Genomic DNA, 11,992 nt, shown 5'->3' with positions numbered 1-11,992 from the left:
AGATGAGATGAGCTAAAAATATAGATAACGATTTTATTGAATCGATTAACGAGTTTTTTGGGGTTGCAAAATAGTAGGGATTGGAGCAACGGTAGCGATCGCACCAATTGCCACCATCAGAATTAGACAGATGATCACGCTGCTAATGGCAAGTACTAAACCATCCTTCTCAATCATGCCAAGACAAACTAGCACAACTGCAATCGCAGGTAACATATTACCAAAGGGGATCGGTAGGGCAATGATGACGGCAAGAACTACCAACAGCAGTCCGATTAAACGCTCAAAAGCAGGATGAGTGAAGAATTGCCAACGGGGTTTGAAAAAGCGTTCTAGCTTTTCCAGATGACGTAATACTCTGTAGATCGGCTTCTCAAAATGCTGACGCTTGAACGAACGCTTTAGAATCCAGCGAGGTAACCAAGGTTGTCTAAATCCTAGCATCAATTGAGCCGAAACCAGCATTAAAGGAATTCCGACAAAGGCAGAAAGACCCACTACGGGAAGGGGTAAGGCTTCTGGTAAAGCACAAATTAGTAAAGTTGGGCCAAATGCACGATCACCCATTTTCAGCAACAAATCCTGCAAGCAGATCTCATCTTCTTGATGCTGCTCTAAAAAACGCCGCAAAAGGTTCGAGATGTGCAAGTTTTGATTTGAGTCTATTGATTTGTAGGAAGACATCAATAAAGCACTCCAGAGTTCATAATTTTGGAAACTTCACCTACAAAGAGAAAAGTGAAATTAGATGGCATCACTATTTTATCAATAACCTCAATTACGCCAGACAATGATGCTCGGTATTGTTCTACAAAAGTCGGGATGCTGTACGATCACGCCCTTCGGTGATCTACCCTCAAAGTTAATAAATTTGCCCGCTACAATAGTAAGTAAACTGTCATTTGGAATACGGCCTATCGATACCATCTACGGCAACCAACAAGGGTTAAAAACTAGCGAAATCAAGCAGCTACAACGACTGTATCATCAGCGTTTACCAGGCGATCGCTTGACTACATCTGAGTTTGCCCAACGGTTAGCAGCTATCAGCACCGAAATCAATCAACCCGTTTGCGCCTACATCAACCGCAGAGGGCAAGTCATTCGGGTTGGCGTAGGAACCCCTCGTCAGACTCAAATACCTCCTCTAGAACTGCCTCGCTATGGTGCAGAACGACTTTGCGGGATACGTTGTATTGCCACTAAATTAAAACAAGATCCCCCCAGTGAGTCCAGTTTAACCGCAATGGTCTTACAACGCTTAGACGCACTCGTCATTCTAACTCTTACAGGTGAAGGGATGGTACGGCGTGGTGGTGGTGCGACTGGATATGTTGCAGATAGCTATTTAGCCCATTTACTGCCCCAAACCGAAACTGATAGCCCCTATTGGTTCGTTTCACCCCCCCAAAGTTTAGACGCACTCAGTCAACAAGATTTTTTAGATTTAGTTGAAGGTTTAGAAGCAGAGTTTCGACGGGAATTTACCGCCCGACAGGTTGACGCAGATCACGATCGGGTGTTAATCGTTGGTTTAATGACCAATGAGTCAGAAGTGCAGTTTGAAGATAATCTTGCAGAATTAGCCCGTCTTGTCGATACCGCAGGAGGAGATGTTCTCGAAGTTGCTCAACAAAAACGACCCCATCCTCATCCGCAAACTGTTGTCGGTATCGGAAAAGTCGAAGAAATAGCCTTGTTGGTTCAAACACTCGGCGCGAATTTAGTGGTATTTAACCGCGATCTTTCTCCAGCACAGATCAGAAATTTAGAATCTCAAATAGGGGTTAGAGTTGTTGATCGAACTGAAGTCATTTTAGATATCTTTGCACAACGCGCTCAATCTCAGGCAGGTAAATTACAAGTAGAATTAGCCCAATTAGAATATATGTTGCCGCGTCTAAGTGGTCGGGGTCAAACTATGTCGCGTTTGGGCGGTGGTATTGGAACACGAGGCCCTGGTGAAACGAAGCTAGAAACAGAAAGACGAGTCATTCAGCGTCGTTTAACCCGTTTACAGCAAGAAGTCGATCAACTACAGGCTCATCGTTCCAGACTCCGCAAACAACGCCAAAAACAGGATATTCCCTCGGTGTCGTTGGTTGGTTATACGAATGCGGGAAAATCAACTTTAATTAATGCGTTAACCAATGCAGAAGTTTATACCGCCGATCAACTTTTTGCGACTCTAGACCCTACAACACGCCGTTTAGCCATCAATGATCATCTAACAGGTGAAAACCATAATATTTTAATTACGGATACAGTGGGTTTTATTCATGAGTTACCACCGTCTCTAGTCGATGCGTTTCGAGCAACCTTAGAAGAAGTCACTGAAGCAGACGCTTTACTCCATGTGGTTGATCTTTCTCATCCCGCGTGGTTAAGTCAAATTGAATCGGTACAGAAAATTTTATCAGATATGCCGATCGCAACTGGCCCCGCTTTAATGGCTTTTAATAAAATCGATCAAGTCGGAAGTGAAACCCTAGAAGAAGCTAAAGAAAAGTTTCCTGATGCGGTATTTATTTCAGCAACTCGTCAGTTAGGGATCGAAAATCTCAAGCAAAAGTTAATTTACTTAGTGCATGAATGATTTTAATCGAGCAAAAAGTAACTACAGACTTAGAGCAAGTATATTGTTAATTAGTGCTTTTTAGTAAAGTGACTGCTGATTTTACGATTGACTTTAGAATTGAAAATGCTTAGAACTCCTAACCCACCTAATACAATAATGCTCAATTTTAAAGAAGGTTCAGGAATTGAACTTCTGACCATTACATTAATATCCAAATTATCTCCAGTTCGATAGACATAATCAAAAGCCTCTTGATTATCTAAAAGATGAGCCTGTAAGAATAAAGCACTCCAACGCGCAATCGTTTCAGTCGCCGTTGCTTGGTCTAAAGTTGGGCGTACAGGATCTCTAGAACTATCTTCATTCGTAATGCCGTAATGATTTGCCCCTTGTAAGGTCGCTAACAACTTCGTATCTGGATGGATATTCTGATAAGTTGTAATCGTTGATAAAAGAGAAGCTACTCCATCTCGCTCTCCAGCAATTAAACCTGTAGGAACTCCTGAATTATTAATCGGAATAGACTCTCCTGTCATTTGATTTCTTAGACTTGCTCCGTAAAAAATTCCAGCTTTGAGGGCTGTGGGACGAGAAAAACCAAGAGTAGCATTACACAGAACAGGTAAACAGATATTAGCCATAGAAGCTAAACCTACTGCTCCTCCAAAAGAATGTCCTAATAAACCCGCCGTATTAAAATCAATCTGACCCGCTAGGGGAGAATTTGTATTACGATTTTCGTCCTCCATAAAATTTAAGACATCATTAATTAAATGCTGATCGGGAAAAAAACCTGTAAAAGAACCCATCGGGCCAACTAAAGTTCTAGTATGGTCAGGCACTACAACAACAAAGCCATATTTAGCAACCCGACTGGCATAATTAGCATAATCATCTCGCTCTACTAAAGCTCCTTGCAAAAGAAGGACTACGGGGAGGGTTGTTTCAGAAGATGGAGTAATCGGATAATAAATATCAGTGGAATCCAAACCTGAGTTACTACCTGTTACGGGAATAACAGTTGTGTATCTTCCTGAATTACTATAAATAGGATTAGGATTAAAGTTAGCAGCAACGACCTTTGAAGAAATTGAAGAGATTACAGTCGTAGTCAAAAAAGCGAGCCATGTAACTTTTAAAGTTGTGCTAGTAATCATGAACTTTTTCCTCATTTGACACATCATTATAAAAAATCGCCAGCCAGACTCTGACGATCTATTCTTAAAACTTAATCTTTTATTTTGTTGCATGAATGATTTTAATCGAGCAAAAAGTCTTCATCTAGCACTTGTTCAATAGTATAGGGAGAAGATGAAGGAATATTCGCTAAACCTGTTTTTTTAATGACTAATTTTCGAGCATCTTGATAACAAAGAGGAAAAAAATCAGGAATTAGATTTTTAAGACTAGGACTATCTTCTAAAATACGCTCAATCTGGTTTCTTTGTTCAATAATTGTATTACGCCATCCTCTTAAATTTTCTGCTTTTTCAGCTTCCCAATAACTTAACTTCAATAAATGCTCAATAATAGTTGTTAAGCAATTTCTCAGTTCCCGTTTTTCACTTCTCCCCATGCTTTCTAGTTCTTCCACCAAATTATTGATATCTAACTGATCTAGTTTTCCATCACGCAATAATTGGGTGGTCGTTTCTAACCATTCAACAAAATCAGTCTCATAAAGGGTTTTATAATTAAGCTGAGTAGTCATCGTTTTTCTCGCTCCTAAACATAATTATAAAAAATCGCCAGAAAGACTCTGACGATCTATTCTTAAAACTTAATCTTTTATTTTGTTGCTGCTGGTAAAGCTTTGTTTGTTTCTCCATCTAAAACTAAATTCCGAATGACTCTAGCTAAAGCTTTTTGGACTAATCCTTCAACAATTTTCTGACTCATTTGTTGTGTTTCGGGTTTAATAATGAGTTTTGCTAGAACGGGAACTAAACGCATTGGATCAAAACCTTTTGTTTCTTGAAGAATTCCGAGAATATTTTTGATATGTTCAAAAGTTTTAGAACTATCTCTTAATTCTAATGGTGTTTCTTGAACCGCTAATCCTACTTGTTCTCTAATGGTGCTAGAAAAATTAAAGAATGTTCTTCTACCAAAAATATCAAGTGCATTCGTAATTTCAGTAACCAAGCGTTCTCGAATAAACTCACCTCTTTCAGAAAAAAGATAATCTATTGATTGATTTAGTACATTATCAAAGTTATAGTCTGGAGAATTTTTGGCATTTCGTAAGAGATTTTCTAAACGATTCCATCGGAAACTTCCATCTTTGAATAGTAAATCTTTTAAAGAAGTTCTTAACTCAGTGGATGGATCTGTTAAAAGACGTTTGGCAATATAAGGATAAGCTTTACTTAAAACCTTAAAGTTTGGATCAATCCCGATCGCAATTCCTTCTAGAGTAACCATCGAGCGAATAATTAACGCATAATAAGCAGGCACCCTAAACGGAAAATCATACATCATTTGCGACATTTGATCGGTAATACTCTTAAAGTTGAGTTCAGCAACACTCGCACCTAAAGCATTCCCAAAAACCTGACTTAGTGCTGGAATAATCGGACTTAAATCAGTCTCAGGCGTTAAAAATTCTAAATTAACATAGTCGGTTGCTAATCCTTCAAAATCGCGGTTTACTAAGTGTACAACCGCTTGAATTAAGCCATATCTTTGATGAGGTAGAATACGACTCATCATCCCAAAATCGAGATAAGCTAATCGACCATCATCCATCGCTAACAAGTTTCCAGGGTGGGGATCTGCATGAAAGAAACCATGTTCTAAGAGTTGTCTGAGAGAACAATTAACACCTACTTCTACTAAGTGTGTGGCATCAATTCCCTTCGCTTGAATTGCCTGAACATTGGTTAACTTTATGCCATCAATCCACTCCATTGTTAAAACACGTCTACCTGTGTAGTCCCAATAAATTTTAGGTACATAAATCTCAGGTAAATGTCCATAGAGTTCGGCAAAAAGTTCGGCATTGCGTCCTTCTTGAATATAGTTCATTTCTTCAAAAATACGACTCGCTAGTTCATCAGTAATTGCAATTAAGTTTGAGCGAATCCGTTTAAGATTATTTTGCGCCCAACCAGCTAAACCGCGCATCAAATAAACATCTAAAGAAATGCGTTTGACTAAATCAGGACGTTGCACTTTAATCGCTACTTTTTCACCTGTTTTTAAACGACCTTTATAAACTTGACCTAATGAGGCTGCTGCAATTGGGTTTGACGAAATTTCAGCGTAAATATCTTGTGGCGATAATCCTAATTCTTCTTGAATAAATTGATAAGCAATTTCATTCGGAAATGAGGGTAATTGGTCTTGTAGAGTAGTTAATTCTTCTAAATAAGTGGGCGGAACCAAATCAGGACGTGTTGAGAGAGCCTGACCGATTTTGATATAAGTTGGGCCCAACTGTGTGAGCATTTCTCTAAACTGAATGGCTCGCTTTTTCTGATTTTTGTCGATTTTTCTCGTAACTTTGTCCCACCAGATCCCCAATGCAAAAAAGCTGATTGGAATAATTAGATTTAATAAACGTCCCAACACCTGCAAAGGTCGCTGACGGTAGTAGGATTTAATCAAATCTGGATCATATTGCCAGTTTTCGGGTGATACCTGACTCATTGGCCCTAATTCTTCTACATCATGTCTAGGGACACCTTGAACAGGTCGCACCTCAACTGTAATATCGTCGAAAGTCTCAGCAGGAGGAAGTAAGGGAGTTTGAGTCATAATCGTTTAGGTCAGAAGACAAGCTATTGTAAACTATTGTAACAGATCTACTCAAAAGCTTTATTTTTTACTACGGAAGGCAGTGATCGCAAACACTGCTGTGAGACGGCGGTGTAGCGATGACTTCTTTTAGCTTAATCAACTTTAAACCTTTTGTACAAGAGCGTGATAACCCTCTTAATCACCTTTAATGAGGTAGGGTGATCCACATCACATCAAGGCTAAAACATGATTGAGCAATCTATCTACTAAAAGAAATAGATAAAAAGTTAGATTAATAATTTCAATGAAAATAGGTATAATCAAAATTTTAACAATTTATATAAATTAATCAAATATTCTATTTTTCAAGCAATATTTGTTTCTAAAGATAGATGAAAAGTAATGAAATCTCTTATTATTATCAATTCAGCAAGTGAATATTTAAAAGCTGTTGCTCAAAAAAAATTTAAACCTAACAGTATAGGAATAGGAGAAAAAATATTATGGTTTACGCTAATGATCCAGAAGGACGGGTTGTGGATTATCCCGTAGCACCTCAAGGAATGGACTATCACGATCGCGTTCGTTGGGGCCCTATTTTAGCAGGTTTAGTAGTTGCACTCAGTTCTCAACTCGTTTTAAGTGCTTTGGGTGCAGCAATTGGTCTATCTAGTATTGCTGGCTCTGGCTCACCTCGTTCCGATGCAGGCGGTGTGGGTTCGGCTGTTGGAATTTGGGCGATTATTAGTTTATTTATTTCTCTGTTCATTGGCGGTTGGGTTACTGCACGTGCTTGCGGAACTTTAAATAAAAGTACAGCTTTACTCAACGGTGCAATTTTATGGGCTACCACGCTTGCAATTAGCGCATGGTTACTCTCTAGTGGGGTATCGGGTGCTTTTGGCGTTGCTGCATCAAATGCAGGTGAAATTATTAACCAAGCACAGCAAAGTGGCGTGACACCTCAAGTTAATGCTCCTAATGTAAGCGCGCAAGAAGCCAGAGATATTGCTGGCAATGCCGCTCGAGTCGGTTGGTCTTTTGCCCTCGGTTCTCTTTTAGGATTAGTCGCATCACTCATCGGTGCGTCTGCTGGTACTCGTCGTCCTCGTACTGCTGTTCCTGCGGCTAATGTTGTCGGATCTCGCTACTAATTCAAATTAAGTTAGTTTTCTTGCCCATTTAATTAAACCTTTAGCCCATATGCTAGAGGTTTATATTTTTAAAACCAAAAACTATTCCATCATCAACGGAGAACCCCAACGATCTTGTGGTACAAAAGTACGCTCCATAGGAATCGAGGCAACGGATTCAGTTAAGGTAAATTCTCCTGCTTCAATCCACTGTTTTAACTCGACTGCAACTTGTCTAGAAAAAGAAATACTTGCTAATGATGCAGTTCTAACGCTTTTGCCTTCTATTGTAATTTTACCGCTTTTAAGTTGAGCATAAGTCACCAGTCCAAAGGTCGGACGAACGCGGCGAGGAATGGAAAAATCGACTACTGGGGCAACAATTTCGAGATCCTGTACACTACAATGTCGGATCACTTCCTCATTTAAAACTGGTATCGGCACACCCACACCCAACATCAAAGATGCACCATAGTTTCTAAAATAACAACCTCTGACCCATCGCGCATCCATTTGTTTAGCATCACCAATTAAAGCAAGTGTCGCCGCAGGGCCAATCGGTGTACGATTAGGTAATCGTTTTTGCAGGGGAAAATGTTGTGTTCCTTCCCAAGCGATATAACCAATTCCACCACCTAAAAAGATTCGCGTGCCAATTCCAATGATTTGTAAATCTGGATCATTAAATAAAGGAGAAATAGCACCAGGATTAGAATAAACTGCATTTGCTAATCTGGGATAAAGTAGACCTAAATAGGTGTAAAGGGGATTCTCACCGCCATTCACGCCAACAATAAAGTTTTGATAGAGATTTCGAGGATTAAAAAGATAAAATTGATTAATTGAATCTTTGGTAATTGTTGTTTCAAAAGAACCTCTAGGATAACAATCTGTCATCTGTCCGCTCGCTCTTAATTGTATTGTTTTTCCAGCGATCAAATCTTCAATAATATGTCCCCCACCTCGTTCAGAGTTCTGACGGTTTTCGATTTCCATTTGCTCAGGGATATTACTATAATCTCCCATCGCACTCGCACCTAAATAAATATCAACGGCACCAAAACCCGCATAAGCAGGAATGCCATCTAACCAACATTGACGGATTTTGATTGGGGGATCTGTATGACCTAAATTGATTAAAGCCCCTGAAGATTCCATCGGTTCAAAGGTTCCCGTACAGATGACATCAACTTCTTTATAGGCTTGTGTTACACCGATTTCTAGTACTTTACTTTTTAGTTCCTCTGCTGTCCAAACGACTACTTTTTTACTTTGGATTTTCTCATTAATTTCAGCTATGGTTCTCATGGATTATTCCCACTTGTTTAAAATATCTTTAATCAAAACTTCTTTTAACCATATTTGACTGACAATTAATAAAGGAACAGCTAAAAATAACCCTAAAATACCAAAAAGTGTCCCGAAGAAAAGTTGACCTAATAAGACGAAACCAGGTAAGAGGACGGCGGGATAAGTACTTAGTTTAGAAAATCGTGGGTTATCATCTAACTTTTGAGTTGCAAAATAACAATAAAAATACAATAGTAAGACAGCAGGGGGTTTCCAAGGCTCTTCTAGGAGTGCGATCGCAAACGGAGGAATCACACTTAGGGCGATACCGATATTAGGAATAAATGTTAAAAACCCCGTCAAAATGGCTTGAGTAAAGGCTAAAGGAATTCCTAAAATCGTTAAACCAATTAAACTTAAAATGGTCATCAAAGACATATCAAAGGTAATTTCTTTGAGCCAACCTCGTAACCCTTGAGTACACATTTTTAAAATTTCATCGACGCGGGAGCGATAAAAGGCAGGAAATAAACGTACTAGACACTGACGATAAGGTGTAGGATTTGCTAAAAGCATCAGTGTTAAAGCCAGTAAAAGTACAGAACTTAATAACGTCCCCAATGAACTATAAAAAATATTTAAACCACGACTAGCAATTTGTTGTAAAATCGGCTGTAACTGAGCAATAAGCTGCTCAACTCTGGGTAAAACTGCGACTAAACTTGGATCAAGACGGGTAATTAATTGATTGATATTAATTGATAATTGATTAAACCCGCGAGGCACTAAATTTACTAATTGTTGAAATTGTCCGATAAAAGAAGGAATAATAATACTAACAATTGCTACTAAACTGATCAACAATAAAACAATCGTTAATAAAATTGCTATTCCTCTTTTAATTCCTCTGCGTCGCATTGTTTCAACCAAAATATCAAGAGCATTCGCTAAAACAATTGCCATAAATAAAACGAGGAGAATTTGTTGAATTTGCCAAGCAACATACAGACAAATTACAATAATGGCAAAACCAATCCACTTACCAAAATTCGATTTAGTGTCATTTGAGGGAAATGTCATAGACGATATACTGCAACCATTAGCTTTTTTTACGCCACCAGAGAGCTAAACCCATTATTGCAGGAGGAACAGAAATTCCTAGCAACGCATTAATTGTACTCGGTTCAAGGGGTAATAAGCGACCTCCATACTTGACCCCATAGGAAAGAATAGCCGAAAAAATCAAGATTTTAAAAATAAAACTAAATCGATCATTCATAACTCTAGTTGATTGTAATAACATTTTCCACAAGATCAAGCGCGATCAAACTTTCACCCGTACTAATATTGCAGAAAATTAACACCGAATGGCAGTATACAGCGATCAACGTTCCCACCGCTTTAGAAAATCAAAAAATCTAGACAGCACATCTTTCTGGCAAATTCGCCCAGACCACATATACTGTAGTTTAATCTATATTTTTGAATCTACATTAACCCACGCGTGAAAACTCGTTCTAGTTATTGGGAACTAATTCCCTATATTCGTCCGCAGACTCAAAGAATTAGTCTGGCTTTAGTCTGTACAATTATATTTACCATTTTTTGGCCGATTTTAGCCTGGTTAGTCGGACGAATGGCTAAATATATTGGTGCTGGCGATGTTGGTGCGATCGCATATCTTGCAGGGGTGTCAGCAATTATTTTCTTAGTTCGTGGCGTGGCTCAATTTGGTCAAGATTCGATGATGTCCTATGCAGCCCTAAAAATAACATTAGATCTTCGTAATGCCGTCTATAGCCATGTCCAAAAACTAAGTATTGATTATTTTGAAATCAATAAAACAGGAGATCTTGCCTATCGTCTTACCGAAGAAGTTGATCGAGTTGGTGAAGTCGTTAGAAAGTTTTTTCATGATTTTATACCTTCGACTTTACAGCTAATTGTGGTCATGGGCTATATGTTTTTTATCAACTGGCAACTGACGCTCGGTGCGTTGATCATTGCGCCCTTGATGGGGGTTATTATTACTGCTTTTGGTGAAAAATTATTAGAAATTTCACGACGTTCTCAAAAAAGAATTTCTAATCTTTCAGCTTTATTAATTGAAGTTTTTAGCGGAATTCGTTTAGTACAAGCTTTTGCGGCTGAAGATTATCATGCTCAACGTTTTTCACAAGAATCTGAATCCAATCGACGGGCTAAATATCAAGCCGAAAAATTTAAGGCTTTGCAGTTTGTTATTGTGGGTTTTCTTGAAGCAATGAGCATTGTTGTGTTATTCCTTCTAGCAGGTTGGCAAATCTCACTCGGAAACCTGACAGGGATTAATTTTTTAAGTTATATTGCTGCGGTGGCGATGTTACTTGATCCCATTGCTCATCTAACCAATGATTATAGTATTTTTAAAGAAGGTCAAGCATCAAGCGATCGTCTTTTTGAATTACTCGCTATTCAACCGAAAATTACTGAAGCTAAAGACGCGATCTCTTTACCATCCCTGACTGGTAAAGTAGAATACCGTCAGGTGAGTTTTGCCTATACTGAAGAACGACCTGTTTTAAAAAACATTGATTTTATCGCATATCCTGGTGAAATGATTGCCTTAGTCGGTGCTTCTGGTGCAGGTAAAACTACACTGGTTAATCTATTACCACGCTTTTATAATCCCATTGCGGGCGAGATTTTCGTCGATTGCTTTAATATCAAAAATGTAACTTTAAAAAGTTTAAGACAACAAATTTCGATGGTTTTGCAAGATAATGTGATCTTCTCTGGAACTATTTTAGATAATATTGCTTTTGGTAAAACAGAGATAGATATAAAAGACATTGAACAAGCGGCAAAAATTGCAAATGCCCATCAATTTATCAGTGAATTACCGCAAGGCTATTACAGTTATTTAGGGGAAAGAGGCGTTAATTTATCGGGTGGACAAAAACAAAGACTAGCGATTGCTAGGGCGATTTTAGCTAATCCAAGAATTCTAATTTTAGATGAGGCGACTTCTGCTCTAGATTCAGAATCAGAAGCTTTAGTACAAGAAGCCTTAGAACGGATCATGAAAGAGCGAACGGTTTTTGTGATTGCCCATAGATTAGCAACAGTACGCAGGGCTGACCGAATTTTTGTACTTGAAGGAGGACAAATTATTGAATCTGGAACCCATGAGGAGTACTAGCACATAATGGTAAATATGCTCAGTTTTATACAAGACAATTTCAAGATTAATTATTAAAAAATGTGTCAT

At 38.6% G+C, this 11,992-nt stretch carries 9 protein-coding genes and 1 pseudogene; 3 read left to right on the top strand and 7 right to left on the bottom strand.

The features are described 5' to 3' along the window. Positions 1-45: 45 nt before the first annotated feature. A complete protein-coding gene (locus tag CFPU101_RS16015) occupies positions 46-648 on the bottom strand; it encodes an exopolysaccharide biosynthesis protein (protein ID WP_206816339.1) in 603 nt (200 codons plus the stop codon). A gap of 313 nt (positions 649-961) precedes the next feature. On the opposite strand from CFPU101_RS16015, the gene hflX reads away from it, so the two are divergent. Continuing rightward, the gene (hflX, locus tag CFPU101_RS16010; RefSeq protein WP_242578038.1) at positions 962-2,596 is read left to right on the top strand and encodes a GTPase HflX; all 1,635 of its coding nucleotides are present in this window, start codon (positions 962-964) and stop codon (positions 2,594-2,596) included. Between the two features lie 50 nt (positions 2,597-2,646). Here hflX and CFPU101_RS16005 read toward each other — a convergent pair whose 3' ends face one another. The 3 genes from CFPU101_RS16005 to CFPU101_RS15995 all read right to left on the bottom strand — a co-directional run bounded on the left by CFPU101_RS16005 (position 2,647) and on the right by CFPU101_RS15995 (position 6,337). Further along, positions 2,647-3,735 carry a hypothetical protein gene (locus tag CFPU101_RS16005; RefSeq protein ID WP_206816338.1) on the bottom strand — a complete coding sequence of 363 codons (1,089 nt, stop codon included), beginning with the start codon at positions 3,733-3,735 and terminating at the stop codon, positions 2,647-2,649. 101 nt (positions 3,736-3,836) lie between these two features. Beyond that, positions 3,837-4,289: a DUF29 domain-containing protein gene (locus CFPU101_RS16000; RefSeq protein ID WP_206816337.1), complete on the bottom strand. Its 453-nt coding sequence runs from the start codon at positions 4,287-4,289 to the stop codon at positions 3,837-3,839. Positions 4,290-4,366: 77 nt separating this feature from the next. After that, positions 4,367-6,337, bottom strand: coding sequence for an AarF/ABC1/UbiB kinase family protein (locus CFPU101_RS15995; protein WP_206816336.1), 1,971 nt, complete (start codon positions 6,335-6,337; stop codon positions 4,367-4,369). 485 nt (positions 6,338-6,822) lie between these two features. On the opposite strand from CFPU101_RS15995, the gene CFPU101_RS15990 reads away from it, so the two are divergent. Next, positions 6,823-7,473 (top strand): hypothetical protein, encoded by a 651-nt coding sequence (locus CFPU101_RS15990; protein ID WP_206816335.1) that lies wholly within the window; start codon positions 6,823-6,825, stop codon positions 7,471-7,473. A gap of 81 nt (positions 7,474-7,554) precedes the next feature. On the opposite strand, the gene CFPU101_RS15985 is transcribed toward CFPU101_RS15990, so the two are convergent. The 3 genes from CFPU101_RS15985 to CFPU101_RS15975 are packed head-to-tail and all read right to left on the bottom strand — an operon-like array spanning position 7,555 to position 10,021. After that, positions 7,555-8,760 carry a homocysteine biosynthesis protein gene (locus tag CFPU101_RS15985; RefSeq protein WP_206816334.1) on the bottom strand — a complete coding sequence of 402 codons (1,206 nt, stop codon included), beginning with the start codon at positions 8,758-8,760 and terminating at the stop codon, positions 7,555-7,557. A 3-nt stretch (positions 8,761-8,763) separates the two neighbouring features. Next, positions 8,764-9,822 carry an AI-2E family transporter gene (locus tag CFPU101_RS15980; protein ID WP_206816333.1) on the bottom strand — a complete coding sequence of 353 codons (1,059 nt, stop codon included), beginning with the start codon at positions 9,820-9,822 and terminating at the stop codon, positions 8,764-8,766. Between the two features lie 19 nt (positions 9,823-9,841). Further along, positions 9,842-10,021 carry a hypothetical protein gene (locus CFPU101_RS15975; protein ID WP_206816332.1) on the bottom strand — a complete coding sequence of 60 codons (180 nt, stop codon included), beginning with the start codon at positions 10,019-10,021 and terminating at the stop codon, positions 9,842-9,844. Between the two features lie 225 nt (positions 10,022-10,246). On the opposite strand from CFPU101_RS15975, the pseudogene CFPU101_RS15970 reads away from it, so the two are divergent. Beyond that, positions 10,247-11,973 (top strand): annotated as a pseudogene (locus tag CFPU101_RS15970) (ABC transporter ATP-binding protein). Positions 11,974-11,992 lie beyond the last annotated feature (19 nt).

The organism is Chroococcus sp. FPU101 (assembly GCF_017312365.1).
GTDB lineage: Bacteria > Cyanobacteriota > Cyanobacteriia > Cyanobacteriales > Microcystaceae > Chroococcus.
Note: the sequence above shows the minus strand (reverse complement) of the source record. Positions and strands in the feature narration are given on the sequence as shown.